At 66.5% G+C, this 25,874-nt stretch carries 27 protein-coding genes; 15 read left to right on the top strand and 12 right to left on the bottom strand.

Annotated elements, in window-relative coordinates:
- The first annotated feature begins 72 nt into the window (after window positions 1-72).
- The 10 genes from RSO68_RS03655 to RSO68_RS03610 all read left to right on the top strand — a co-directional run bounded on the left by RSO68_RS03655 (window position 73) and on the right by RSO68_RS03610 (window position 10,381).
- Window positions 73-1,275 (top strand): Bcr/CflA family multidrug efflux MFS transporter, encoded by a 1,203-nt coding sequence (locus tag RSO68_RS03655; protein ID WP_315585482.1) that lies wholly within the window; start codon window positions 73-75, stop codon window positions 1,273-1,275.
- Window positions 1,276-1,401: 126 nt separating this feature from the next.
- A complete protein-coding gene (locus RSO68_RS03650) occupies window positions 1,402-2,430 on the top strand; it encodes a substrate-binding domain-containing protein (RefSeq protein ID WP_315585481.1) in 1,029 nt (342 codons plus the stop codon).
- Window positions 2,431-2,534: 104 nt separating this feature from the next.
- The gene (gene pstC, locus RSO68_RS03645; RefSeq protein ID WP_089850378.1) at window positions 2,535-3,791 is read left to right on the top strand and encodes a phosphate ABC transporter permease subunit PstC; all 1,257 of its coding nucleotides are present in this window, start codon (window positions 2,535-2,537) and stop codon (window positions 3,789-3,791) included.
- A gap of 18 nt (window positions 3,792-3,809) precedes the next feature.
- Window positions 3,810-4,976, top strand: coding sequence for a phosphate ABC transporter permease PstA (gene pstA, locus RSO68_RS03640; RefSeq protein WP_089850380.1), 1,167 nt, complete (start codon window positions 3,810-3,812; stop codon window positions 4,974-4,976).
- A gap of 64 nt (window positions 4,977-5,040) precedes the next feature.
- On the top strand, window positions 5,041-5,865 hold the full coding sequence (pstB, locus tag RSO68_RS03635; RefSeq protein ID WP_390882376.1) for a phosphate ABC transporter ATP-binding protein PstB: 825 nt from the start codon (window positions 5,041-5,043) through the stop codon (window positions 5,863-5,865).
- A 20-nt stretch (window positions 5,866-5,885) separates the two neighbouring features.
- The gene (chrA, locus tag RSO68_RS03630) at window positions 5,886-7,103 is read left to right on the top strand and encodes a chromate efflux transporter (RefSeq protein ID WP_315585480.1); all 1,218 of its coding nucleotides are present in this window, start codon (window positions 5,886-5,888) and stop codon (window positions 7,101-7,103) included.
- 66 nt (window positions 7,104-7,169) lie between these two features.
- Complete coding sequence (locus RSO68_RS03625) at window positions 7,170-7,592, top strand: arsenate reductase ArsC (RefSeq protein WP_315585479.1); 423 nt, start codon at window positions 7,170-7,172, stop codon at window positions 7,590-7,592.
- 39 nt (window positions 7,593-7,631) lie between these two features.
- The gene (locus RSO68_RS03620) at window positions 7,632-8,648 is read left to right on the top strand and encodes an ArsJ-associated glyceraldehyde-3-phosphate dehydrogenase (RefSeq protein ID WP_315585478.1); all 1,017 of its coding nucleotides are present in this window, start codon (window positions 7,632-7,634) and stop codon (window positions 8,646-8,648) included.
- Window positions 8,641-9,870, top strand: coding sequence for an organoarsenical effux MFS transporter ArsJ (gene arsJ / locus RSO68_RS03615; protein WP_315585477.1), 1,230 nt, complete (start codon window positions 8,641-8,643; stop codon window positions 9,868-9,870). The genes RSO68_RS03620 and arsJ overlap by 8 nt, the downstream gene beginning before the upstream one ends.
- Before the next feature lie 166 nt (window positions 9,871-10,036).
- Window positions 10,037-10,381 carry a metalloregulator ArsR/SmtB family transcription factor gene (locus RSO68_RS03610; protein ID WP_315585476.1) on the top strand — a complete coding sequence of 115 codons (345 nt, stop codon included), beginning with the start codon at window positions 10,037-10,039 and terminating at the stop codon, window positions 10,379-10,381.
- A gap of 68 nt (window positions 10,382-10,449) precedes the next feature.
- On the opposite strand, the gene RSO68_RS03605 is transcribed toward RSO68_RS03610, so the two are convergent.
- The 11 genes from RSO68_RS03605 to phnD form a co-directional block, all read right to left on the bottom strand.
- Complete coding sequence (locus RSO68_RS03605) at window positions 10,450-10,686, bottom strand: thioredoxin family protein (protein ID WP_315585475.1); 237 nt, start codon at window positions 10,684-10,686, stop codon at window positions 10,450-10,452.
- A 12-nt stretch (window positions 10,687-10,698) separates the two neighbouring features.
- Entirely contained in the window at window positions 10,699-11,712 is a 1,014-nt protein-coding gene (locus RSO68_RS03600; RefSeq protein ID WP_315585474.1) for a permease, read from the bottom strand.
- 90 nt (window positions 11,713-11,802) lie between these two features.
- Window positions 11,803-12,345 (bottom strand): sigma-70 family RNA polymerase sigma factor, encoded by a 543-nt coding sequence (locus RSO68_RS03595; RefSeq protein WP_315585473.1) that lies wholly within the window; start codon window positions 12,343-12,345, stop codon window positions 11,803-11,805.
- Between the two features lie 2 nt (window positions 12,346-12,347).
- The gene (locus RSO68_RS03590; protein ID WP_315585472.1) at window positions 12,348-13,547 is read right to left on the bottom strand and encodes an MFS transporter; all 1,200 of its coding nucleotides are present in this window, start codon (window positions 13,545-13,547) and stop codon (window positions 12,348-12,350) included.
- A gap of 49 nt (window positions 13,548-13,596) precedes the next feature.
- Window positions 13,597-13,881, bottom strand: a complete 285-nt coding sequence (locus RSO68_RS03585; protein WP_315585471.1) for a CC/Se motif family (seleno)protein — start codon at window positions 13,879-13,881, stop codon at window positions 13,597-13,599.
- A 3-nt stretch (window positions 13,882-13,884) separates the two neighbouring features.
- Window positions 13,885-14,985, bottom strand: a complete 1,101-nt coding sequence (arsB, locus tag RSO68_RS03580) for an ACR3 family arsenite efflux transporter (RefSeq protein ID WP_315585470.1) — start codon at window positions 14,983-14,985, stop codon at window positions 13,885-13,887.
- 13 nt (window positions 14,986-14,998) lie between these two features.
- A complete protein-coding gene (locus tag RSO68_RS03575) occupies window positions 14,999-15,262 on the bottom strand; it encodes a hypothetical protein (RefSeq protein ID WP_315585469.1) in 264 nt (87 codons plus the stop codon).
- A gap of 379 nt (window positions 15,263-15,641) precedes the next feature.
- Window positions 15,642-16,475, bottom strand: a complete 834-nt coding sequence (gene phnE / locus RSO68_RS03570) for a phosphonate ABC transporter, permease protein PhnE (RefSeq protein WP_315585468.1) — start codon at window positions 16,473-16,475, stop codon at window positions 15,642-15,644.
- The gene (gene phnE / locus RSO68_RS03565; protein WP_315585467.1) at window positions 16,472-17,281 is read right to left on the bottom strand and encodes a phosphonate ABC transporter, permease protein PhnE; all 810 of its coding nucleotides are present in this window, start codon (window positions 17,279-17,281) and stop codon (window positions 16,472-16,474) included. Before phnE (RSO68_RS03565) ends, phnE (RSO68_RS03570) begins: the two co-directional genes overlap by 4 nt.
- A complete protein-coding gene (gene phnC, locus RSO68_RS03560; RefSeq protein ID WP_315585466.1) occupies window positions 17,278-18,102 on the bottom strand; it encodes a phosphonate ABC transporter ATP-binding protein in 825 nt (274 codons plus the stop codon). The genes phnE (RSO68_RS03565) and phnC overlap by 4 nt, the downstream gene beginning before the upstream one ends.
- 77 nt (window positions 18,103-18,179) lie before the next feature.
- Window positions 18,180-19,148 (bottom strand): phosphate/phosphite/phosphonate ABC transporter substrate-binding protein, encoded by a 969-nt coding sequence (gene phnD, locus RSO68_RS03555; protein ID WP_315585465.1) that lies wholly within the window; start codon window positions 19,146-19,148, stop codon window positions 18,180-18,182.
- A gap of 167 nt (window positions 19,149-19,315) precedes the next feature.
- On the opposite strand from phnD, the gene RSO68_RS03550 reads away from it, so the two are divergent.
- Both RSO68_RS03550 and RSO68_RS03545 read left to right on the top strand, forming a co-directional pair.
- Window positions 19,316-19,930 carry an ABC transporter ATP-binding protein gene (locus RSO68_RS03550; protein ID WP_315585464.1) on the top strand — a complete coding sequence of 205 codons (615 nt, stop codon included), beginning with the start codon at window positions 19,316-19,318 and terminating at the stop codon, window positions 19,928-19,930.
- Window positions 19,921-20,715 carry an ABC transporter permease gene (locus RSO68_RS03545; RefSeq protein ID WP_315585463.1) on the top strand — a complete coding sequence of 265 codons (795 nt, stop codon included), beginning with the start codon at window positions 19,921-19,923 and terminating at the stop codon, window positions 20,713-20,715. Before RSO68_RS03550 ends, RSO68_RS03545 begins: the two co-directional genes overlap by 10 nt.
- Before the next feature lie 193 nt (window positions 20,716-20,908).
- On the opposite strand, the gene RSO68_RS03540 is transcribed toward RSO68_RS03545, so the two are convergent.
- Complete coding sequence (locus tag RSO68_RS03540) at window positions 20,909-22,096, bottom strand: acetyl-CoA C-acyltransferase (protein ID WP_089850411.1); 1,188 nt, start codon at window positions 22,094-22,096, stop codon at window positions 20,909-20,911.
- Window positions 22,097-22,351: 255 nt separating this feature from the next.
- Between RSO68_RS03540 and RSO68_RS03535 the strand changes: the two genes are divergently transcribed.
- From RSO68_RS03535 to RSO68_RS03525, 3 genes are all read left to right on the top strand, one after another.
- The gene (locus tag RSO68_RS03535) at window positions 22,352-22,921 is read left to right on the top strand and encodes a TetR/AcrR family transcriptional regulator (protein ID WP_315585462.1); all 570 of its coding nucleotides are present in this window, start codon (window positions 22,352-22,354) and stop codon (window positions 22,919-22,921) included.
- 242 nt (window positions 22,922-23,163) lie between these two features.
- Complete coding sequence (locus RSO68_RS03530; protein WP_315585461.1) at window positions 23,164-24,843, top strand: AMP-binding protein; 1,680 nt, start codon at window positions 23,164-23,166, stop codon at window positions 24,841-24,843.
- A gap of 16 nt (window positions 24,844-24,859) precedes the next feature.
- A complete protein-coding gene (locus RSO68_RS03525; protein WP_089850416.1) occupies window positions 24,860-25,627 on the top strand; it encodes an SDR family NAD(P)-dependent oxidoreductase in 768 nt (255 codons plus the stop codon).
- Window positions 25,628-25,874: the final 247 nt, after the last annotated feature.

Here is a 25,874-nt window from a genome sequence, read left to right as displayed (position 1 = left end):
TGAATTTTGGGGTATCATTAGCCCACTATCTTTTGCCGCGATTCTGCCAAGAGCCCTGTGGGAGGCGCCTTGTTGACCCTGAATTCCCGGCGTGTGGCCCTGCTGGTCGCCGCCAACACCGCCCTGGCTCCCTTCGCCATCGATGCCTATCTGCCCGCCATGCCGGCGCTGGCCGAGGCCGTGGGCGCGAGCATCCACCATACCGAGCTGTCGATCAGCACCTTCCTGGCCGGCTTCGCCCTCGGCCAGCTCACGGGTGGCCCGCTCTCCGACCGGCTGGGCCGCAAGCCTGTGCTGCTCTCAGGCCTGGTGATCTTCCTGCTGGCGAGCCTGATGCTGACCACGGTGGGCAGCCTCGGCGAGCTGCTCGCCTGGCGCCTGGTGCAGGCGCTGGGCGGTGGGTCCTGCGTGGTCAACTCCGCGGCCATCGTGCGCGACTGCTTCCAGGGCCGTGAGGCCGCCAAGGTGATGTCGACCATGGCGATGATCATGATGCTGGCGCCGCTGGCGGCCCCGGCCGTGGGCAGCGGGCTGCTCTATCTTGCCGACTGGTGGCTGATCTTCGTCTTCCTGGCGGTCTATGCGGCCTTCCTGCTCTGGCTGATGGGCACCAAGCTGCCCGAGACCCGCGCGCCGGACGCCCCCACCGCCTCGCCGCGACAGGTGCTGCGCAACTACGGAAGCGTGCTGCGCCACCGCGAAGGCATGGGCTATGTGCTCGCCGTGGCCGCGACCTTCGCCGGCATGTTCGCCTTCATCACCGCCTCGCCGTTTCTCTATATCACCCACTACGGCGTGTCGCCGGCGATCTATCCGGTGGTCTTCGGCGCCAACGTGGTGGTCATGGCGGCCTCGAATCGCGTGAACATCCGCCTGCTGCGCCGCCGCACCCCACAGCAGAACATGCGTCTCGGCCTCGGCGTGCAGCTCGGCGTGGCGTGCTGCCTGACCCTGCTGGTGGCTTCCGGACAGGACTCGCTTTACACCGTGGTGCCTTTGATCATGCTGTTCATGGGCATGGTCGGCCTGATCACGCCCAACGCCATCGCCTCGCTGCTCGAGCACTTCAGCCACATGAGCGCGACCGCCACGGCGCTGCTCGGCAGCATTCAGTTCACCTGCGGGGCGCTCGCCGGGGTGGTGGTGAGCGGTTTCGAGATCGACAGCGCCTGGCCCATGGTGCTGACCATGCTGGCGGTATCGCTGGCCGGCAACCTGGCCCTGCGGGGACTGGTGGGGCGCGCCGCCGGCCGGGAGATCACCTCCGCCACCTGACGGCGACCGGCTGGGAGGCGAGGCGACGATGATGTCGTCGCCACGGGTTGTCATGAAGCTGTCACGTTGCTGAGGCAACGTGTGTGTCGCGAAGGATGAATCCCTTTCTCGACAGGAGATCGCTCCATGAACCGCATCCTCAAGAACCCAGTTCTCAAGGGCACGGCCATCGCTGCCGCCGTCATGGGTGTAGCTACTGTGGCCCACGCCCGTGACCAGATCCGCATCGTCGGCTCCAGCACCGTCTACCCGTTCGCCAGCTACGTGACCGAGGAGTTCGGCGCGGTGACCCAGTACCCGACGCCGGTCATCGAGTCCACCGGCTCCGGTGGCGGCCTGCGCCTGTTCTGCAATGGCGTGGGTGACGATACACCGGACATCACCAACGCCTCTCGTCGTATCAAGGTCTCCGAGCTCGAGCGCTGCATCGAGAACGGCGTCACCGATGTCACCGAGGTCAAGATCGGTTCCGACGGCATCGTCTTCGCCCAGTCCAGCACCAACGAGGCCATCGAACTGACCCTCGAACAGCTGTTCCTGGCCGTAGCGGCCAAGGTGCCGGTCGACGGCGAGCTGATTGACAATCCTTACACCAACTGGAGCGAGATCGACGCCTCCCTGCCGGATCGCGAGATCTCCATCTACGGCCCGCCCAGCACCTCGGGGACCCGCGATGCTTTCGAAGAGCTCGCCATGGAAGTGCCTTCTGAAGAAATGGAGGCCTACGGCGGTGAGGCCTATACCGAGGTTCGCTCCGACGGCGCCTATATCGACGCTGGCGAGAACGACAATCTGATCGTCCAGCGCTTGAGCGAGGACACCGATGCCTTCGGCATCTTCGGCTACTCCTTCCTGGTCGAGAACCCCGATACCCTCGTTGGCACGTCCATCGATGGCGTGGCACCGGAGTCCGAGGCGATCAGCGCCGGCGACTACCCGATCGCCCGTTCGCTTTGGTTCTATGTCAAGAACCAGCACGCCGAGGCCGTGCCGCCGCTGTACGACTACGTCGACATGTTCGTCTCCGAGACCATGATCGGAGCGGGTGGCTACCTCGGTGACCTGGGCCTGATCCCGCTGCCGGAAGCCGAGCGCGAGCAGACCCGTGGAAAGGTCGAGAATCGCGCGCAGCTCGAGGTCAGCGACCTCAAGTAACATCCGAGTAGGCAAGGACGCCTGATCCGGCCGGCAGCCCACGGCTGCCGGCCGTCGCACGTTCCGGCAGGCACGCTGCCGTCGTTATCCACCGAGAGAGACCTATGCAGACCAACCAACTCCTCGCCATGTTCAGCGGCGTCCTGCTGCTGCTGGGTCTGATAGCCTTCTTCCTGGGCCGGGCCAAGGCCGCGCGGGTGCGCGCTACCGGCACGGCCATGTACGCCCAGCCCGACCAGTACGCCTGGTTCGCCGTCCTCGCCACTGCCGGTCCGGCGATCACCGTGGGCGCCATCGGGGCCTTCCTGATGCTGCTGCTGGGCGCCGATATTCCCACGCTCTACCTGCTGGCCGGCAGCCTGGTGATCGCGGCCATTGGCCTGATGGTGGGGATGAGCCAGGTGAAGCCTGACTTCCACGCTCGCCAGGCCATCGAACGGGTGATTCGCTGGGTCCTGGTCACCGCGGCACTGATCTCGATCTTCACCACCTTCGGCATCCTCTTCTCCATCGTCTTCGAGGCGCTGCGGTTCTTCCAGATGCACAGCTTCTGGGACTTCATCACCGGCACCGTCTGGAACCCCGGTGCCAGCTTCCTGGCCGCCGCCGGGCGGGCCGACGAGGGCGCCAGTGCCGCCCAGTTCGGCTCGGTGCCGCTGTTCGCCGGCACCTTCATGATCACCGCCGTGGCGATGCTGGTGGCGATCCCCATCGGCCTGCTCGCCGCCATCTACATGGCCGAGTTCGCCCCCGCTCGCGTGCGCACCCTGGCCAAGCCCACTCTCGAGGTGCTGGCCGGTGTTCCCACCGTAGTCTATGGCTTCTTCGCCGCCATCACGGTAGCGCCGATCATCGTCGATGTGGCCGGCTTCTTTGGTCTGGACGCCTCCTTCAACAATGCCGTGGCACCGGGGATCGTGATGGGCATCATGATCATCCCCTTCATCTCGTCGCTCTCCGACGACGTGATCAATGCGGTACCGGACAGCATGCGCCAGGGCTCGCTGGCGCTGGGCATGACCAAAGGCGAGACCATCCGCGACGTGGTGATCCCGGCGGCCCTGCCGGGGATCATCTCCGCCTCGCTGCTGGCGGTCTCCCGGGCGCTAGGCGAGACCATGATCGTGGTGATGGCGGCGGGCATGCGGCCCAACCTCACCGCCAACCCGCTGGAGGACATGACTACGGTGACGGTGCGTATCGTCGCAGCGCTGACAGGGGACCTGGAGTTCGAGAGTGCCGAGACGCTCTCCGCCTTCGCCCTGGGCCTGGTGCTGTTCGCCGTCACCTTGAGCCTGAACCTGGTGTCGGTGCTCATGATCCGCCGCTTCCGCGAGAAGTATCGCGTCAACAACCTGTAACGCCGAGGAATCGCCGACATGAGTCAATCCTTCGACGACATCAGCGCCCAGCTCAAGCGCCGCCACCGTAACTCCGCGCGCCTGAAGTGGATCTCCATGGGCGCGCTGGGTCTCGCCGGCCTGTTCCTGGTGCTGTTCTTCGCCGACATGCTCTCCAAGGGCCTGCCGGCCTTTCAGCAGGCGCAGGTCCAGGTGGAGATCGACTACAACGAAGACGCCCAGCGCATGGGGCGTGCCGCCCTGGACCCCGAGGTGTCGCGCCTGGTCAGCCGAACCTTCGAGCGCTTGATCCCGGTGCGGATGCGCGACAATCCGGAGCTGCTGGGCACCAGCGAAACCCGCTGGGTGCTCGCCGACAGTGAGGTGGACCAGTACCTCAAGGGGCATCGTCACAAGCTCAGTGAATCCCAGCAGGCCACCGTCGATGCCCTGGTGGAGCAGGGTAGGGCGGCCCTCAAGTTCAACACCACCTTCTTTACCAGCGGTGACTCCAAGATGCCGGAAGCCTCGGGCATCCTCTCCGCCGCGGTGGGTACGGTGATGACCATGCTGGTGACGCTGGCCATCGCCTTTCCCATCGGCGTGATGACGGCGGTCTACCTGGAGGAGTTTGCTCCGGATAACCGCCTGACCCAGATCATCGAGATCAACATCAACAACCTGGCCGCGATCCCCTCGATCCTGTTCGGCCTGCTGGGTCTGGCGATCTTCATCAACTTCTTCGGCGTGCCGCGCTCCTCGCCGCTGGTCGGCGGCATGACGCTGGCCCTGATGACCCTGCCGGTGATCATCATCGCCACCCGCACGGCGCTGCGCAGCGTGCCGGACTCGATCCGCCACGCCGCCTTCGGGGTCGGCTGCTCGCGCTGGCAGGTGGTACGTGATCACGTGCTGCCGCTGGCCATGCCCGGCATCATGACCGGCTCGATCATCGGCCTGGCCCAGGCCATGGGCGAGACCGCGCCGCTGATCATCGTCGGCATGGTGGCCTTCATCCCCGACGTGGGCGCCTCCTTCACCCAGGCCGCCACCGTGCTGCCGGCACAGGTCTTCACCTGGGCAGGGGAGCCGGAGCAGGCCTTCGTCGAGAAGACCGCCGGGGGGATCCTGGTGCTGCTGACGATCCTGATCTTCCTCAACGCCACTGCCGTCATCCTGCGCAAGAAGTTCGAGCGCCGCTGGTAGGCCACGCTACGTTACAGGGTATCCACAGATGAACATTCACGTTGCCGAGCGGAGTACCGCGCCGATGTCACGTCACGACAGCTCTCGTCCCGAACCCGGCCAGCCGGTGACCCGCAATACCGACGCCCATCACGAGCTGAGCATTCGCGTTCGCGACCTCAATCTCTGGTACGGCCAGAGCCAGGCGTTGAAGAACATCAATATCGATGTCTATCAGAAGAACATCACGGCCCTGATCGGGCCGTCGGGCTGTGGCAAGTCTACCTTCCTGCGCTGCCTGAACCGCATGAACGACCTGATCCCCAGCGTGCGCCTCGAGGGGCTGGTGGAGATGGATGGTCGCGACGTCAACGCCGCCAAGATGGATGAGGTCGCGCTGCGCCGCCGGGTGGGCATGGTCTTCCAGAAGCCCAACCCCTTTCCCAAGTCGATCTACGACAATGTCGTCTACGCGCCTCGCATGCACGACCTGGTGAGTCGCAAGTCGGACCAGGATGAGCTGGTAGAAAAGGCCCTGCGCGACGCCGGCCTGTGGGAGGAGGTCAAGGACAAGCTGCATGCGCCCGGCACCTCGCTCTCCGGTGGCCAGCAGCAGCGCCTGTGCATCGCCCGGGCGATCGCCGTGCAGCCCGACGTGATCCTGATGGACGAGCCGACCTCGGCCCTGGACCCGATCTCGACGGCGACCATCGAGGACCTGATGGACAAGCTCAAGCAGCAGTTCACCATCATCACCGTGACCCACAACATGCAGCAGGCCGCGCGGGTCGCCGACTACACGGCCTTCTTCCACCTCGGCGAGATCATCGAGTACAACGACACCAAGACGATGTTCTCCAACCCGGCCACCAAGAAGGCCGAGGACTACATCACCGGCCGCTACGGCTAGGCGTGGGCGAGCGGCTCGACATGCCGGCGGCGCGTCGTGACGGCGGGACCCGCCGGCCGGGGCGCCCGGGGGAGGTCTTCCGAGCCTTCCTGCTGCTGGGCCTGACCTCCTTCGGCGGCCCGGTGGCGCACCTGGGCTATTTCCGGCACGAGTTCGTGACGCGCCGTCGCTGGCTCACCGAGGCGGACTACGCTGACTTGGTGGCGCTCTGCCAGTTCCTGCCCGGGCCCGCCAGCAGCCAGGTGGGCTTTGCCCTGGGGCTGTTGCGCGCCGGCCCCTGGGGTGCCGCCCTGGCCTGGCTAGCCTTCACTCTCCCCTCGGCGCTGTTACTGGTGGCCTTCGCCTTGGGCGCGAGCCTGTTCGGCGGTCCTCTCGGTACGGGGCTGATCCACGGCCTCAAGGTGGCGGCGGTGGCCATCGTCGCCCAGGCCGTGTGGGGCATGGCGAAGGGGCTCTGTCCGGATCGACGTCGCGCCGGCATCGCGCTTGCCGCGGTCTTCACCGTGGTGCTGATCGGCGGCCCTCTTGGTCAGGTGGTTGCCATCCTGGTGGGAGTGTTGGCCGGCTTGGCGCTTTGCCGCTCCGATGGTGACGATGTGTCCCGCGCGCCACTGGTCCTCCCGGTGTCCCATCGGGCGGGCGGCCTCGCCTTGGTGGCCTTCCTTGCCCTGCTGGGGGGCTTGCCGCTGCTGGTCCTCTCCACCGCCTCGCCGACCCTCGACCTACTGGATGCCTTCTATCGGGCCGGAGCCCTGGTGTTCGGCGGCGGGCACGTGGTGCTGCCGCTGCTCGAGGCCGAGGTGGTGCAGTCGGGTTGGGTCTCTCCGGAGTCCTTCTTGGCCGGCTACGGAGCCGCTCAGGCGGTGCCCGGTCCGCTCTTCACCTTCGCGGCCTACCTCGGCAGCCTGCTGAGCATCGGGCCTGGTGGGGCCCAAGGCGCTGCCCTGGCACTGGTGGCCATCTTCGTGCCGGGACTGCTGCTGTTAGTGGCCGTGATGCCGTTCTGGAACCGGCTGCGCCACCGGGCGGGTGCCCAGTCGGCGATGCGCGGCGCCAATGCCGCGGTGGTAGGCATCCTGGGAGTCGCGCTCTACGACCCGGTCTGGACCGGCGTCGTCATCGGGCCCGAGCCGTTCGCCCTGTCACTGACCGGCTTCCTGCTGCTGGTGCGCTGGCAGCTACCCGCCTGGGCGGTGGTCGGGCTGCTGGCCGTGTTGGGGATGCTCATCGCGCCCTGATGGATGTCACCGAATTGACATCTGGCGCTGTTATATATGATATTCCATATATCTTGGAAGTCTCCAATGGCGAAACAGCGCGTTCTTTTCCTATGCAATGCCAATTCCGCCCGCTCGCTGATGGGGGAGGCGCTGTTGCGCCACCTGGCAGGCGATAGGTTCGAGGCCTTCAGTGCCGGCAGCGAGCCGGATGAACCCGCTGCTCTGACCCTGGCGGCATTGAAGAAGCAGGGCATTTCCACCGAAGGACTGGCCAGCAAGTCGCTGGATGCCTTTGCCGGTGAACATTTTCATGCCGTCATCGTGCTGTGCGACAAGGCCCAGCAAGCATGTCGCGACTGGCAGGGCGGAAGCGACGAGCATCTCTACTGGGATATTCGCGACCCCCGCCTGATCGAGCGTGCCGACGCCTACGAACAGGCCCTCAACGAGATACGCCACCGCCTCTCGCTGTGGCTTCAGATCAAGGCCCGGGATGCCGATGCCTGAGGGTGTCTCCCGGCGTTTCGTCTTTAACAGGAGAGCAACATGACCCTTCGTGTCGGCATCAATGGCTTCGGGCGCATCGGCCGCCTGGTGCTGCGTAGCCTCTGGCCCCGCGTCGCGGCGGGCGAGGTCGAACTGGTGCGCATCAACGACCCGGGTGGCGACGCCGCCACCTTCGCCCACCTGCTGGAGTTCGACTCGGTGCACGGCCACTGGTCGCCGGGGCAGGGTATCCGGGTCGAGGAGGATGCCATCGTGATCGACGGCCACCGTCTTGCCTTCAGTGGGCACAAGGTGCTGGCTGACGGCGACTGGTCCGGCTGTCAGGTCGCCATCGAGTGCTCCGGCAAGATGAAGAGCACGGAGGCGCTCCAGGCCTACCTCGACCAGGGCGTCGAGCGCGTGGTAGTAAGTGCGCCGGTAAAGGAGGAGGGCGTGCTCAACGTGGTGGTAGGCGTCAATGACGAGGCCTATGACCCCGATGCCCACCGTATCGTCACCGCGGCGAGCTGCACCACCAACTGCCTGGCGCCAGTGGTCCAGGTGATTCACGAGACCTTCGGCATCCGCCACGGCTCGATGACCACGGTGCATGACATCACCAACACCCAGACCATCCTCGATGCTCCGCACAAGGATCTGCGCCGGGCTCGCGCCTGCGGCATGAGCCTGATTCCGACCACCACCGGTTCGGCCAAGGCGATCACCGCCATCTTCCCGGAACTCGAGGGCAAGCTGAACGGCCACGCCATCCGCGTGCCGCTGGCCAACGCCTCGCTCACCGACATGGTCTTCGAGCTCGCGCGCGAGGTGACGGTCGAGGAGGTCAACGCGGCGCTCGAGGCCGCCGCCGAGGGTCCACTTGCCGGCATCCTGGGCTATGAAGAGCGACCACTGGTCTCCATCGACTATCGCACCGATCCGCGCAGTTCGATCATAGATGCCCTCTCGACCCTGGTGGTCAACGGCACCCAGGTGAAGCTCTACGCCTGGTACGACAACGAGTGGGGCTATGCCAATCGCACCGCCGAGCTGGCACTGAAGGTGGGGCGTGGTTGATGGAAACTCGCTCGCCGGCCGTCTGAGGGCACTGCCCTTCGAGGTGCGCCAATACCTGCTGATCACCGGCAACTACTGGGCCTTCACCCTCACCGACGGCGCCCTGCGCATGCTGGTGGTGCTGTACTTCCATCAACTGGGTTATTCGCCGCTGGAGGTGGCGCTGCTGTTCCTCTTCTACGAGGCCTTCGGCGTGGTCACCAATCTGGTAGGGGGGTGGCTGGGTGCCCGTCTGGGGCTCAACCGCACCATGAACGTCGGTCTCGCCCTGCAGATCGTGGCGCTTTCCATGCTGATGGTGCCCGCCACGGCGCTCACCGTGCCCTGGGTGATGGCCGCCCAGGCGCTCTCGGGGATCGCCAAGGACCTCAACAAGATGAGCGCCAAGAGCGCGGTGAAGGTGCTGGTGCCCAAGGACAGCCCCAGCGCCGGCAGCGCCCTCTATCGTTGGGTGGCGATCCTCACCGGTTCCAAGAACGCGCTCAAGGGAGCCGGCTTCTTCCTGGGTGGGGCGCTGCTGACCCTGATCGGCTTCCGTGGCGCCGTGATCGCCATGGCATTGATGCTGTTGGGGGTGCTCGCCCTGTCGCTGGTCCAGCTCAAGGCCGATCTGGGGCGCCAGAAGCGCAAGCCCAAGTTCACCGAGGTGTTGTCGAAGTCGCGGGCCATCAACGTGCTCGCGGCGGCCCGGCTGTGCCTGTTCGCCGCGCGAGACGTCTGGTTCGTGGTGGCGCTGCCGGTGTTCCTCTATGACCAGCACGGCTGGAGCCACTGGACGGTAGGGGGGCTGCTGGCCATCTGGGTGATCGGCTACGGCGGGGTGCAGACCCAGGCGCCGCGCCTTACCGGCCTGGTCAAGGGTGGGGCGCGCGGCGTCACGGCCTTCTGGGCGCTGGCGCTGGCCGGCCTGCCGGCGGCGCTGGCGCTGCTGCCCCTGGCCGAGGTGGGTTGGCTGGTGGCGGGGCTGCTGGCTTTCGGCGTGCTGTTCGCCGTCAACTCCAGCTGGCACAGCTACCTGATCGTCCACTACGCCCGCGCCGACGGCGTCTCCATGGACGTGGGCTTCTACTACATGGCCAACGCCATGGGCCGCCTGCTAGGGACGCTGCTGTCCGGCTGGGTCTACCAGGTTCACGGCCTGGCCGCCTGCCTGTGGATCTCGTCCGCCCTGGTAGCGGCCAGTGCGCTGATGGCCCTGGCCCTGCCGCGGGAGGCGGCATGATGCGCCCTCCCCGGCGGGGGCTGATGGCAGCCCAGGTCCTGACTGCCGTCGGCGCTGGCGCCGCCAGTGCCGGTGGTGCTCTTTGCCATCCCTCGCCCGGGAAGCGCACGGGAGGCCCGATTGGTTACACTGGCCAATCGTTGATCCCCACGATGAGGTAAGCCCCTTGCAACCCCTCGATCTCTTCAAATGCCTGTCCGACGAGACTCGACTGACACTGGTCGCGTTGATTTACCGGGAGGGAGAGCTCTGCGTCTGTGAGTTGACCCATGCCCTGGCCCTGTCGCAGCCCAAGGTGTCCCGCCACCTGGCGCAGCTTCGCCACTGCGGCCTGCTCGGCGATCGCCGCGAGGGCCAGTGGGTCTATTACGGGCTGGAGGCGAGCCTGCCCGGCTGGGTGAAGACCATCCTGGAAGCGGCCGCTGGGGAACAAGGCACCCGCCTGGCGGCCCCTCTCGCACGTCTCGCGGCCATGGGCAATCGGCCGGAGCGACATTTGGCGATGTGTTGAGCTGCCAACCGATCCGTGTCCGAGGGTGGCCGGATATGCCGTCGCTTTACGAGGCCTGGTAGCCGGGGTCACGCCCTCAGCAGGCTCTCGATCTTTTCTCGGCCCGGCACGCTGCCGCTGTGAACGAGCGTGCCGTCGATGGCCACAGCGGGTGTCGACATGACCTGGTAGCCCATGATCGCGGCCGGGTCGGTGACTTTTTCCACCTCGACCTCTATGCCCAGTTCGCCGGCCACTGCCTGAATCCGTTCGGCGGTGCTGACGCATTTCTTGCAGCCGGTACCCAGCACTTCGATCTTCTTCATGATGTGTCTCCTTTAAGATGGGAATCCGCTGAAAAGCCAGGGGCTCAGCAGGTTGATGAGCCAGCCAACGATCATGAAGTTGGCTAGCAGGATGACGAAGATGGTGGCCAGTAGGCGCCACTGCATGACCTGCTTGAGCATGATGAACTCGGGGAAGCTCGCTGCCACGGTGCTCATGCAGAAGGCCAGGGTGGTGCCCACCGGCAAACCCTTGAGGATCAGGCTCTCCATCACCGGGATGACACCGGTGGCGTTGGAGTAGAGCGGAAGCCCCGCCAGTACGGCGGCGGGTACGTTCCACCACTGACCACTACCCAGGTTGTTGGCGAACCAGCCGTCCGGCACGAAGCCATGCAGTCCGGCCCCCAGGGCGACGCCGATGATCACCCACTTCCAGATCCGCCCGACGATCTCCTTGAGTTCGTCCCGGGCAAAGGCATGGCGCTCCTTCAGGGTGAGGGAGGGCGTCTCGGGTGCGGGCTCATCGTCGTGGGGCGTCGCGGCGGCCTGCTGGTAGGCCTTGGCCGCGAAATCCTCCAACCAGCGCTCGCCCCTCAGGGCATCGAGGAGCATGCCACCGCCGATGCCCACGGCCATGCCGATGACGATGTACACCAGAGTAAATTCCCAGCCCAGCAGGCTCCACAGCATGATCACCGCTACCTCGTTGATGATCGGCGAGGTGAACAGGAAGGCCATGGTGATGCCCAGGGGGATACCGGCGCTGGTGAAGCCCAGGAATAGAGGGATGCTCGAGCAGGAGCAGAAGGGCGTGATGGCGCCGAAGCCGGCACCCAGGCCGTAACCTGCCAGACGATGCTTCTGCTGGATGTAGTGACGCACCCGCTCCAGGTTCAGTGAGGCACGCATCAGGGCGATGACGTAGATCATCACCACCAGTAGCGCGAAGATCTTGGTCGTGTCCTCGACGAAGAAGTGCAGCGATGCGCCGAGCTTGCTCTCGGGGTCAAGGCCTGCAAGGCCATAGATCAGCCAGTCGGCCAGCCAGGTAAAGACCTCCAGCATGTTCATCTTCTCCCTGTGAGTTAGGTCGGTGTCACACAGGAAGACGTAGCAGGAGGCAAAAGGATACAGGCACGATGCGAAAAATCTCGTTTATCCTCGGTCCGCGCGATGACAGCAGATATCCCCCTTCTCGTCGAAGACGATGCCGCATTGAGCGATAAGACGCTGGCGCAACCGCTGTCGGGCCCGACGTAGACGCGCCTTGGTGGCCGGGAGGCGCAGGCCATGGTCGTCGGCGTAGTCGGCCTGGCGGAGGCCCTCCAGGTCGCAGCGCCTCAGGATATCGCGATCCTTCGCCTCGAGATGGGGCATGGCGTGTTCGATGCAGTTGATCAGGCTCACCAGGGGAGACGTCGGTGGCGACTCCTCGGCGATCTCGGGGGGCGGCTGGTCCGTCCAGCGTCTGTCTCGACGCTGTTGGTCGATCCACTGATGGCGGGCCACGCGAAACAGCCAGGCCCGGGGGGAGTCCAGTTTGCAGAACTGCTGGCGGTGAGTCAGCGCCTGGGTATAGACACTCTGGAGGAGGTCATCGGCAGTGTCTTGGTCGCCGCTGTGTCGGATCAGGAAGCCCCTGAGTTCATCTCGATGGGCTTGCCAGGCGGACTCGATGCAGGGAAAGGCACGGCGCACGGTCAGACATCTCCTGAGGCGAGGGGGTCCTGGCGGTGCAGTGGCTGGAGCGCCATCAGCCCGAGAATCGGCCCCGGCAGCAGCCACCACAGTACCCAGGTGCCCTGGAGTTCCCACAGGGTGGTGGTGAGCGAGATGGCCGGGATGGTCAGGGCGAAGCCCACGGCGTTCATCACCGCCAGGGTCGAGCCCACTCGCTCGCGTGGTGCGCTGGCCGCGGCCAGCGCCGAGAACTGGGGCGAGTCGGCGATCACGGTGAGTCCCCACAGCGCCAGCAGGGTGAGCAGCAGCCCTGGCGGCAGCCAGGTCATCAGCGGGTAGGCCAGGCAGATCAGCCCGGAAGCGGCCAGCGCTCGACGCGCCACCCAAAGGCTGCCGAGACGGCGGCTGAGCTGCCCGCCACCGACACAGCCCAAAAATCCCAGCGCAATGACGGTAAACGACAGCCAGGGAACCCAAGCCTCGGCTGTGCCGAGCCGCGCCACCTCGCGGGCGACCAGGAAGGGGGTAAGCGTCCACAGGGCATAGAGTTCCCAGCAATGGCCGAAGTAACCGCTGGCCACGGCGCGGAAGCGGGGCTCTCGCAAGGCGGCCAGTCCATCGAGTAGTCGTGTCTTGCCCCTCGACGGTGGCAGATGCGTGCCATCTCCCAGGACGAAGATGCCTATCCCGCCGAGTACAGCAAGGACGGAAGCACCCAGCAACGACCACTCCCAGGCCAGGCCCAGGCTGGCGCCGCGCAGCAGGTGGGGCAGGGCGGTGCCGAGGGTCAGCATGCCGACGAGCCAGGCCAGCGCTGCCCCGGTATACCGGGGCGTCCAGCCTATCACCAGCTTCATGCCCAGCGGGTAGATGCCCGCCAGGCAGAGACCGGTCAGCAGGCGCAGGGCGATCGCCAGGGGCCACTGGTCGGCTACCAGCACGAAGCCGGCGTTGGCCAGGGCGCCGGCCAGGCAGGCGGCGGCGAAGATGCGGCTGGCACGAAAGCGGTCGGCCAGGCCGGAGATGGCCATGAACAGGGTGCCGGCGATAAAGCCTGCCTGCACGGTGAGGGTCAGTCGGCCCAGGTCCGCCTCGGAAACGCCCAGGTCGCGGGAGAGCGACAGTCCCACGCCGTTGACGGAGAACCACAGCGAGGTGCCGAACAGCTGGGCCAGCACGATGGTGAGCAGCGGGTAGCGCCGCAGGAGAGTCGCAGTCATCGCCTGATCCTCACTGGGAAAATGCTTCGGTGCAAGCCGCGAGGGCTTGCTATCTGGACAACGACGCACCGTCCACGAAGAGATGTCGAAGGCCCCGGAAGCCCTCGACGTCGAGTGTCAGGCCCTGATCGACCAGCGTCGGATCGATATAGAGCACCACATCATCACGCTCGAGGCGCGTGAAGTACTCCGGTGCATCCGGTGTCCTGGCCTCGGCCACCGCAATGTCCGCTCTGCCGCCACAGCACCCATGACGGGGCGAGAGGCGCACCATGGCCACGCCGCCATGTTTCCTCAGCCACTCGCGGGCCCGGTCGCTGATCTCGATGGCCATGGGTCAGCCTCTTGCCTCGGAGGTAGCCTGGGCCGGTGCCTCGGGGAAGTGGTGTCGGGTCCTGTTGGCGATGCGCACCAGCGCCAGCATCAGCGGCACCTCCACCAGCACGCCCACCACCGTGGCCAGTGCTGCGCCGGACTGTAGCCCGAACAGCGCGATGGCGGCGGCCACGGCCAGTTCGAAGAAATTGCTGGCACCGATCATCGCCCCGGGGGCGGCCACGCTGTGGGGTACCTTCCACGCCTTGGCCCAGCCATAGGCGATGAAGAAGATCAGGAAGGTCTGGAGGATCAGCGGGATGGCGATCAGCACGATATGCAGCGGCGCCTCGAGGATCACCTCACCCTGGAAGGCGAACAGCAGCACCAGGGTGATGATCAGCCCGATGGGGGTGATCGGCCCCACCTTCTTCATGAAGACGTGGTCGTACCATTCGCTGCCGCGGCGGGCGATCAGGGTGCGCCGGGTCACGACGCCGGCGGCCAGCGGGATGACGATATAGAGCACCACCGACAGGGCGACCGTATCCCAAGGCACCTGGATGTTGGAGACGCCGAGCAGGAAGACCACGATGGGGGCGAAGGCGAACAGCATGATCAGGTCGTTGAGGGCGACCTGCACCAGGGTGTAGGCGGCATCACCGCGGGTCAGGTAGCTCCACACGAAGACCATGGCGGTGCAGGGGGCGGCCCCCAGCAGGATGGCGCCGGCCAGGTACTGGCTGGCCAGGGGCTCCGGGATCAGCGGGGCGAACACCACCGTCAGGAAGAACCAGGCGATGGCGAACATGGTGAAGGGCTTGATCAGCCAGTTCACCGTGGTGGTGATCAAGAGCCCCTTGGGCTGGCGGCGCACCCCGAGCACGGCGGAGAAGTCGATCTGCGCCATCATCGGGAAGATCATCGCCCAGATCAGGATCGCCACCGGGATCGAGACCTGGGCATATTCGAAGCGCGACAGCGTTTCGGGTACTGCCGGGGCAAACTGCCCGAGAAGTACCCCGGCGACGATGGCCAGCGCCACCCATAGCGAGAGGAAGCGCTCGAAGAGTCCCATGCCCTCCGAGGTGCTGGGAGACTGTGATTCCTGTCGAGTGCTCATGGTGTGACTCCCGTCAGATGGCGCGCTGGTTGACCCGTGCAGAGAGCTGCTCGACCGACTCCTTGCGCTCGGAGTAGCGGTCGGTGAGCGCCTCGCTGCAGTCGCGCGGCTTCCTCCACCGCCAGACGGCTGAAGTAGCGGCTTCGCAGCGAGCCCTAGAGCAGCAGGATGCGCGGGCATGCTCACTGTCCACGTGGATGCCCAGGCTGGCGGCATCGGGCACCCGGAAGCGCTCGCGGTCGATGTTGGGCAGGTCGTCCAGGGGGTGGGTCGTCACGCGGTGTCTCCTTTCCTCCAGCGCACTAGGTTCATGGTGTCTCCATCGAGACAGGCTTGGTCATTGGGCGCATGCCGCAGCGATGCTACGATATATGGAAAATCATATATATTCAATGCTGTCAACCGAAGGGCGACGCTTGCGCTGATCGGGAGAGCACGCTGGAAGGCTGGCGAGAGCTCGCTGGGAGTTCAGATTTGGAGATGCCTGGCGGCGGCCATGGGCAGTTGCATCCAGACCAGGGCAATGCGCGGATCTAGCCGAGAAAGGTCAGGAAGCGGGCTTGGAGATCGCCGGCAGGGTGAGGGAGGGATGCTGCCACGGTAGCAGACCGCAGGAGAGATATCGTGGCGGCACCCTGGTCACCGTGCTTGCCGGCTCAGATCAATGCACGGCGGACCTTGGCCGAGAGCGTCTCGCTGACCACCACTGTGCCGAGGATCACGATCAGGATGGTGGCCACCTGGGACCAGGCCAGGGTGTCGATGGAGGACTGCAGCTTCATGCCGATGCCGCCGGCACCCACCAGCCCGAGGATGGTGCTCTCGCGGATATTGATGTCCCAGCGGAACATCGAGATGCCCCAGAAGGCGGGCAGTACCTGCGGCACGATGCCGTAGTGGATCACCTGGGCCCGACCGGCGCCCGTGGCCGTCACTGCCTCGACCTGGCGGGCATCGGTCTCCTCGATGGCTTCATACAGCAGCTTGCCGACGAAGCCGATGGAGCGCAGGGCGATGGCGACGATGCCGGCGAGCAGGCCCGGGCCGATGATCGCCACCAGCAGCAGGGCCCAGATCAGCGAGTTGATCGAGCGCGAGCTGACGATGATGAAGAGTGCCAAGGGCCGAATCAGCAGCGCCGAGGGTGTGGTGTTGCGCGCCGCCAGGAAGGCCACCGGTACGGCCAGGATGACGCCGCCCACGGTGCCCAGGGTGGCAATGTTGAGGGTATCCCAGAGCGGCATCAGCAGTTCGGGCAGGTAGGCCAGCTCGGGCGGGAACATGCGACTGCCGATGTCGGCAGCCTGGCTGGACGCGTCGGTGACGAAGATCCACAGCGTGTTCTCGTTCATTATCTGCCAGCACCAGACGAACAGTGCCACCAGCGCCACCCAGCCGACCCACAGCGCGAGGCGGGCACGCGGCGTGCGAAAGGTCCAGACCTGAGAATAGTGGGGGGGCTCCCCGGGGCCTGTGTCGAGAGCGCTCATTGCAGGTACTTCCTGAGGTAGCTGGAGCCATACTCCGAGAGCATGACGATGGCGATGACGAGCAGCAGGATGGCGCCGGCACTGTCGTACTCGTAACGGTCGATGGCGGTATTGAGGGTGGCGCCGATGCCCCCGGCGCCGACGATGCCGATCACCGCGCTCTCGCGGAAGTTGATGTCCAGGCGATAGAGCGACAGGCCGATCAGTCGCGGCATGACCTGTGGCTGAACGGCGTAATGGATCAGCTGCAGGCCGCTGGCACCTGTGGCGCGGATGGCCTCGATCTGGCTGGCGCTGGCCTCTTCGATGTCGTCGGCGAGGAGCTTGGCGACGAAGCCGATGGAGGCGAAGGCCAGCGTGAGGAAGCCGGCGAAGGGACCGAAACCGAACATGGCGACCAGGAAGATGGCGATGATGATCTCCTGCAGCGAACGGCTGACGGCGATGATTGAACGACACACCAGATAGACCGGGCGCGGTGACAGGTTACGGGCCGCGCCGATGCCGATGGGCACCGAGATCAGCACGCCCACCACCGTGGCGGTGAGTGTCATGGTCAGGCTCTCGATCAGCCCCTGACGAATATCCTGCCAGCGGCTCACGAAGTCCGGCTGCAAGAAGCCCTGAATGAAGCGTGCGCCGCGCGACAGGCCTTCGACGACGCGGCCGACGTCGATCTCCAATGAGCCCAGCGCCAGCACCAGGTAGGCCATGACCAGCAACGGCAGGGTCAGCCGCCAGCGTCGGGTCGTGATCAGCTGCGGTGGGCGCTTCCAGCGGCGCGGATAGGCGGTGTTCGCGGTCATGTCGCTGCCCCCGGCAGCCGCAGGGAGATCTGTGCATCGCTGCTGGATTCGGGCTCGTCGTCCTCCTGGTCCATGGCCGTCCAGTCCTCGGCACCGTAGATCTCGGTGAGCATGGCCTCGTCGAGGCGGTCTGGCGTGTCATCGAACACCATCCGCCCGGCGCGAAGTCCCACCAGTCGGTCGACGAACTGCTGGGCCAGCGGCACATCGTGGATGTTGACGATGGCCGGCAGCTGGCGCTCGGCGCAGATCTCGGTGATCAGCCGCATGATCTGGCGGCTGGTCTTGGGGTCGAGGCTCGCGGTGGGCTCATCCACCAGCAGCAGCTCTGGCTCCTGGGCCAGAGCGCGGGCGATGCCCACCCGCTGGCGCTGACCCCCCGAGAGGGCATCGGCGCGCTTGTCGGCATGTGCCAGCAGGCCCACCCGATCGAGCAGGCGGTAGGCATTCTCGATGTCCTGGCCCGGGAAGCGCCGCGTGAAGCTGCGCCAGAAGGGCACGTATCCCAGGCGGCCGGACAGCACGTTCTCCATGACGGTCAGTCGCTCCACCAGGGCGTATTCCTGGAAGATCATGCCGATGCGCCGCCGCGCTCGTCGCAGCTCGCGACTGCCCAGGCAGGTCAGGTCGGTCTCGTCCAGGTAAATCGCGCCGCTGGAAGGCTCTACCAGGCGGTTGATGCAGCGGATCAGGGTCGACTTGCCGGCCCCCGAGGGGCCGATCAGGCCGACGACCTGGCCTCGCGGGACGCGAAAGGTCACGTCGCGCAGTGCCGGGTCGCCGACGCTATAGGCCTTGGTCAGCTGGTTGAGGGTCAGCACGTGGCGGGTTCTCCCCTGTGACTCATCGACGCGAAGGCGCGGGCGGCATGGCGCCCGCGCCTTCCCTGGCTTGAGGCTCAGTTGCAGTCGTATTCGACGCCGTTGGCCTCGTCGATCTGGCGGATCACCGCCCAGTGCTCCTTGAAGGAGATGGGAATGAACTGCTCCTCCCCGTTGCGACCGAACTCCTCGGCCAGTGCGCTGCCTTCCCACTCGAAGCTGAAGAAGGCCTCCTGGATCGCCTCCTGCAGCTCGGGCGCCAGATTGTAGACGGTGCCGTAGCTGGTGGTGGGGAAGGTGTCGGACTGGTAGATCACCTCGAGCTTGTCGGCGTCGATCACGCCACGGTCTAGCATGCGGTTCTTGACCGAGTTGGCGACGGTGGCCACCGCGTAGTCCTGGTTGGCCACGCCCAGCACGGAGTTGTCGTGCTTGCCGGAGAAGTCGACCTCATAGTCCTCGCCGGAGACCATATCGAACTCGGAGGCCATCAGCGCGGTGGGCGCCTTGAAGCCGGAGTTGGAGGTCTCGGAGGTGTGGGTCAGGGTACGGCCGCGGATGTCCTCGACCTCGTCGATGCCGGAACCGGGATGGGTGATGATCTCCATCTCGTAGCCGAAACTGCCGTCCTCGGCGGCCATCATGGTGAAGGGCCGATAGCCGGCACATGCCACGGCCAAGGGATTGGAGCCGGTGTTGAAGCCGGCCACATGCAGTCGCCCGGCGCGCATCGCCTCGATTTGGGCGGAGTTGGACTGCACCGGGAAGAACTGCACCGTCTTGCCGGTGACCCCCTCCATATGCTCGAGGAAGCCATCCCACACTTCGGCGTAGACGGCGGGGTCCTCGACTGGGGTATAGGCGAACACCAGGGTGTCGGGGTCGAGCCACTGGCTCTCGTCCGCGGGGATATCGGACACCAGATCGCCATCGTTATCGGTGTAGCGCTCGCTCAGGGAGAACTCGGCCTGGGCCTGAGAGATGCCGACGGTGAGAGCGGCGACGGCGACGCCGCCGGCGAGCAGGGAGCGTGTCAGGGTTTGCATGGGAGTCGACCTGTGTCAGGGAAAAGAGGTTCATGATTTATCTTGGAAGCCTTTCATGACTGCGATGAGTCGCCGAGATGACGCGAAAATGACCGTGGCAGGTCTCACTCTCACGTAAGCGACTAGCTGCTACCATCGCAGCCAGTTCCCCTGCAGCGGAGGCCACCGTGATTGCACCCTCGTCGCTGCACCTGGTGTGGCTCGCCGTCGCTGAGTTGTCCCCGGTGACCCTGACCCTTCCCCCCGGCGAGATCCTCTGTCTCTCCGGCAGCAGCGGCTCGGGCAAGAGCCGTCTGCTGCGTGCCGTGGCCGACCTGGAGCCCCACGGCGGCGAGGCCTGGCTCGGCAAGACGGCCCAGGCGTCGATCGCCGGGCACGCCTGGCGCGCCCGGGTAATGCTGGTGCCGGCGGAGAGCCACTGGTGGGCCGAGTCGCTGGGCGAGCACCTGCCCGACGCGCGTCTCGATGACCTCGAGGCCCTGGGCTTCGCCCCCGAGGTGTTCGATTGGCAGGTCGCGCGACTCTCCTCGGGCGAGAAGCAGCGCCTGGCGCTGGCGCGGGCGCTGAGCCGCGAACCCTCGGCGCTGCTGCTTGACGAGCCCACCGCCAACCTGGACGACGCTACTACTCGCCGCGTGGAGGCGTGGCTACGCGCGCGAATCCGCGCGCGCGGCTGGCCGGTGATCTGGGTCGCCCATGATCCGGCGCAGATCGCCCGGGTGGCCGATCACCATCGGCGCATCGTCGGGCATCGACTCGAGGAGGCGGACGAATGGGCGTGATAGCGCTGGCGTGGTGGCAACTGGCCCTGGCGGCGCTGATGGTGGTAGCGCTGGCCGGCTGCACGGTCGCCGCCCGGCTGGGGATGGGGCGCAGCCTGCTGATCGCCGCGGCGCGCACGGTGATCCAGCTCGGCCTGGTGCTCGAGGCGCTCTTCTCGGCGGCCCGCTTCCACTGGGTGGCGCTGATGGCGCTCGGCATGCTGCTGATCGCCGGGCGCGAGGTGATGGCCCGCCAGAGGCGCCGGCTGTGTGGCGGCTGGGCCTTCGGCATCGGCACCGTGGCGATGTTCTTGTCGTCGTTCACCGTCACCGTGCTGACGCTCACCGTGATCATCGGCCCCGAGCCCTGGTACCGGCCCCAGTACGCCATCCCGCTGCTCGGCATGATGCTCGGCAACACCATGACCGGGGTCGCCCTGGCCCTGGACCGCCTCACCGACACGGCCTGGCAGCAGCGTGCGGTGATCGAGAACCGGCTGATGCTCGGCCAGCGCTGGCAGGAGGCGATCGGCGATATCCGAAGGGAAGCGATGAGAAGCGGCATGATGCCGATGATCAACGCCATGGCTGCCGCCGGGGTGGTCAGCCTGCCGGGCATGATGACCGGCCAGATACTCGCCGGTAGCCCGCCGGCGCTGGCGGTGAAGTACCAGATACTGGTGATGTTCACTATCACCCTGGGCACCGGCTTCGGCACCCTGGCGGCAGTGGCGGCGGGCAGCCGCCGGCTGTTCGATGGCCGCGAGCGGCTGCGCCTGGAGAGGCTGTCGGCGCCTCGCGACTGAAGGTACCTGCCACGTGAACGATCCCGCCGTTTCTTCGAGCGTGTTTCACTCCACGGCAGATCATCATCGGGGGCAGCGCTTCGTGAGGGCGCTGTGAACCCATCCCTGGGCGCTACATTCGCCATCCTTGGCGAATGACCCTCACTTTGCGCTGCCCCCGATTCGCCGAGTCAGGCGGCTGAGGCAAGGCGCTTTAGTCGATCAGCTCCACGGCCACGGCGGTCGCCTCGCCGCCGCCGATGCAGAGGCTCGCGATGCCCCGCTTGCCGCCCTTGGTGCGCAGGGCGTGAATCAGGGTGGCGATGATCCGCGAGCCGGTGGAGCCGATGGGATGGCCCTGGGCGCAGGCGCCGCCGAACACGTTGACCTTCTCGTGGGGCAGGCCCAGGTCGTCCATGGCCATCAGCGTGACCACCGCGAAGGCCTCGTTGATCTCGAAGAGGTCGACGTCGTCCACGCCCCAGTCGAGCTTCTTCATCAGCTTGTCGATGGCGCCCACCGGGGCGATGGTGAACTCGCTCGGGTGACGCGAGTGGGTGCTGTGGCCGAGCATCCGCGCGATGGGCGTGGCGCCGAGCCGGTCGGCCGCCGCCTGGCTGGCCATGATCAGCGCCGAGGCACCGTCGGAGATGGAGCTGGCGTTGGCCGCGGTGATGGTGCCGTCCTTGGCGAAGGCCGGACGCAGGGCGCGAATCTTGTCGAGCTTGGCCTGGAAGGGCTGCTCGTCGTGGTCCACTACGCTCTCGCCCTGCCGGCTCTTGACGGTGACTGGGGCCATTTCGGCGTCCAGGTGACCGGCCTTGGTCGCCTCCATGGCGCGCTCCAGCGAGGCGATGGCGAAGTCGTCCAGGCGCTCGCGGCCGTAGTCCCGCTCGCTGGCGACGTCCTGGGCGAAGACGCCCATCAGCTTGCCGGTCTCGGCATCCTCGAGGCCGTCCAGAAACATGTGGTCCTTCAGCTCCCCGTGGCCCAGGCGGTAGCCGGCGCGGGCCTTGGTGAGCACGTGGGGCGCGTTGGACATGGACTCCATGCCACCGGCCAGCATCACCTCGGCGCTGCCGGCGCGGATCAGGTCGTGGGCCAGCATGGTGGCTTTCATGCCCGAGCCGCACAGCTTGTTGATGGTGGTGGCGCCGCTGGCGTCGGGGATGCCGGCCTGGCGCATGGCTTGGCGGGCCGGGCCCTGCTTGACGCCAGCGGGCAGCACGCAGCCCATGATGCCCTCGTCGATGGCGGAGGCCTCGATGCCGGCGCGCTCGATGGCGGCGCGGATGGCCGTGGCCCCGAGCTCGGGGGCGGTGAGGCTTGAGAGGCTGCCGAGCATGCCGCCCATGGGCGTGCGGGTGGCAGACAGGAAGACGATATCGTTGGACTGGCTCATGGCATGGCTCCCGAGGTGTTCCGGCGCTGGCCGGACAGGATGAGGGTTGTCGTTGTTGGATGCTTGTTGCTTGTCGCGTCGCGTTGACGGCCTAGTTTCACGAATCTGGTCTCAAGGAGTTGTCCTAAAAGCTTGTCTCAGAGACGTGTCTCAAGGACTGTCGTCCAGGCGGTTGCCGCGCGTTGACCCGGCGTCGGGCCTGTGGTCTTCTCAGGGTCAACCAAGCAAGCGCTAGTGTAAATCCCAATGAATGTAATGAATGACTCCCCGCGCCGCAAGGAATTGACCCGCCAGGCCGCCCAGTTGTTCGTCCAGGAGGGCTTCGATCGAACGACGGTGCGCATGCTCGCCCAGGAGATGGGGATCAAGTCCGGCAGCCTGTTTCACCACTTTCGCGACAAGCAGGAGATTCTCGCGGCGGTGATCGAGGAGGGCACCCAGAACGCCCTGGTCATCGCCAGGGCGGCCCTCGACGAATGTGACCACACCGCCGAGGCGCGGTTGCAGGCCATGGCCCGTGCGCACCTGGAGACCCTGCTCACCGACCGCAACGCCCATGTGGTCGCTCTCTACGAGTGGCGCCGCCTCGAGCCCGAGGCCCGCGATCACCTGAGCCATCTGCGCGATGCCTATGAGGCGCTCTGGGAGGCGGTGATCGACGAGGCGCTGGAGGCCGGCCTGATCCATGGCGACCGCTTCCTGGTCTCGCGCTTCGTGATGGGCGCGCTGAACTGGACGGTGCGCTGGTACGACCCCGCCGGGCCGCGCTCGCCGGACGACCTGGCCCATGAGCTGGTCGCCATGATCACCCAGCGTCCCGCGTGATCCCTCGGGCGGTGCGCCGCTTCATCGCTCCGCCCCGCTCGACCATCGTCTAGTCCCTTCTTGTCGCTCAGGGGTTGCCCCCTTCCCCGGTTGCCACTAGCGTGTACCGAGCGCTTGCTAGGTTTACGCTTACGTTAACTGCTTGGCAATCGGAAGAGGGCGTGTCCACGCCAGCGACCGGCCAGTCTCATGGTCGTCACCGTTTGCCACTACAACAATCACAATCCGCAAGAGGGCAGACCATGAGCACCCAATCCGCGCCATACCCGACCGACTACGCGACCTATCTCGAGTCCTTCTCCGTCGATGAGGTCATCGCGCGCCTCGACGATCATCGCGACGGCCGTGCCAACGCCTTCGAGTCCTGCTGCGCTCGCCATTTGCGCGCCGGCCGGGGGGAGGTGCCGGCATTGATCCAGGAGGATGCCCAGGGAGAGGTCACCACTCTGAGCTATGCCGAGCTGGAGGCCCAGAGCGCCCGTCTCGCCGGCTGGTTTGTCGAGCAGGGGCTGGGCGCGGGGGATCGCATCGCCTGCATGCTGCCGCGCACGCCGCAGCTGCTGGTGGCGGTGGTGGCCACCTGGCGCATCGGCGCGGTCTACCAGCCGCTGTTCACCGCCTTCGGCCCGGATGCCGTGGACTACCGCCTGGGCCGAGCCGATACCAAGCTCGTGATCACCGATCACGCCAACCGCTTCAAGTTCGACGGCCTGACCCAGTGCCCGCCGGTGCTCGCCGTGGGCGGCCCCGACGATCAGCACGCCGACGACCGGGACTGGGCCGAGGCGATGGCCCACGCGCCCCTCGAAGCCGCGCCGCCGCGGCTGCCTCGCGAGGCGCCCTTCCTGCAGATGTTCACCTCCGGCACCGTGGGCAAGCCCAAGGGCGTGGCGGTACCGCTGTCCGCCATGCCGGCCTTCGCGCTCTACATGGAGCTCGCCGTCGACCTGCGCGACAGCGACCGCTTCTGGAACATGGCCGATCCGGGCTGGGCCTACGGCCTCTACTACGCCATCGCCGGCCCGCTGCTGCTGGGCGTGACCACCCACTTCTGCGAGGCGGGCTTCAGCGCCGAAGGGGCGCTGGCCTTCATGAAGCGCCACCGCATCACCAACTTCGCCGCTGCGCCGACTGCTTATCGCCTGATGAAGGCCTCTGGGCTGTTCGACGATGCCCACCAGACCCTCAAGCTGCGCGCGGCGAGCTCCGCCGGCGAGCCGCTCAACACCGAGGTGGTGACCTGGGTGGAGCGCTCGCTGGGCTGCCCGGTGATGGACCATTACGGTCAGACCGAGACCGGCATGACCTGCAACAACCACCACGCGTTGGGCCACCCCAAGCACGTCGGCGCGATGGGGGTGCCGATGCCCGGCTACCGCCTGGCGATCCTCGATGCCGAATACAACGAGCTGCCGCCGGGGGAGCCGGGCGTGCTGGCCGTGGACATCGAGAACTCCCCGGCACACTTCTTCGCCGGCTACACCTGGCAGGAGAAGCACCCCTTCGCCGAGGGCTACTATCTGACCGGCGACGTGGTGATCAGAAACGAGGACGGCACCTTCCAGTTCGCCGGTCGCGACGATGACATCATCACCACATCCGGCTACCGGGTGGGCCCGACCGACGTGGAGAACAGCGTGATGACCCACCCGGCGGTCGCCGAGTCCGCCGCCGTGGGCCAGCCCGACGAGATCCGCGGCGAGGTCATCAAGTCCTACGTGGTGCTGCGCGAAGGCTTCGAGGCGAGCGACGAGCTGGCCGACGAGATTCGCCAGCAGGTGCGCGAGCGGCTCTCGACCCACGCCTTCCCGCGGGTGATCGAGTTCGTCGACGTGCTGCCCAAGACCCCCAGCGGCAAGATCCAACGCTTCAAACTGCGCGCCGACGCCTCAGACAAGGCGGACGCCGCATCGGCCACCTGATATCGAGGAAACCTGCATGAACGTGAAGGACAATACCTTCCTGATCACCGGCGCCGCCTCCGGGCTGGGCGCGGCCACCGCCGAACGCCTGGTCGCCGGGGGCGGCCGGGTGGTGCTCTGCGACCTGAGCGACGCGGTCGAGGCCCACGCCGAGACGCTGGGGGAGGCGGCCCGCGCGGTGCGCGGCGACGTCACCTCCGGCGACGACATCCAGGCGGCCGTCGACGCCGCCGTGGCCCTCTCCGAGGGGCGCGGCCTCGCCGGGGTGGTGCACTGCGCCGGCGTGGTGAGCGTGGGCAAGCTTGTTGATCGTGAGGGTAACCCCGCCGATCTGGACGCCTACAACCGCACCGTCCAGATCAACCTGGTGGGCACCTTCAACGTGATGCGCCTGGCCGCGGCCGCCATGGCGAAGAACGCCCCCGGCGAGGATGGCGAGCGCGGCGTGATCATCAACACCGCCTCCGTCGCCGCCTTCGACGGCCAGGTGGGGCAGTGCGCCTACAGCGCTTCCAAGGCCGGGGTGGTGGGCATGAGCCTGCCCGCGGCGCGTGAGCTTTCGCGCCACGGCGTGCGGGTGATGGCCATCGCCCCCGGCGTCTTCGAGACGCCGATGATGAGCGAGATCCCCGACGAGGCCGCCCAGGCCCTCGCCGCCGCCGTGCCCTTCCCCAAGCGCCTGGGCAAGCCCGCGGAGTTTGCCCGCCTGGCCGAGCAGATCGTCACCAACCCCATGCTCAACGGCGAGGTGATCCGCCTGGACGGTGGTATCCGCATGCAGTAACGCCCTTCGGGCAGCGCCTAGCTGAAAGCGCCGAGCCGCCAAGCTGACACGTGTGTCAGCCGCTGAGGTCGAAAGCCCCTGCTGGATCAAACGTCCAGTGGGGGCTTTGTCGTATTATCAGGCGTGGCAGAAACGCCCTACTGTTTGTCTGGCGCCGATATTAAAACGAACGCTTGACTCATAGGTGTCGGGTGGATACTTTCAAACACATGTTTGAAAGCGGCCGCCGCCGCTTCCTGCGCCCGAT

This window comes from Halomonas saccharevitans (genome assembly GCF_032333995.1).
Taxonomy (GTDB): domain Bacteria; phylum Pseudomonadota; class Gammaproteobacteria; order Pseudomonadales; family Halomonadaceae; genus Halomonas; species Halomonas saccharevitans.
This window is presented reverse-complemented; position numbering and strand designations above follow the sequence as displayed.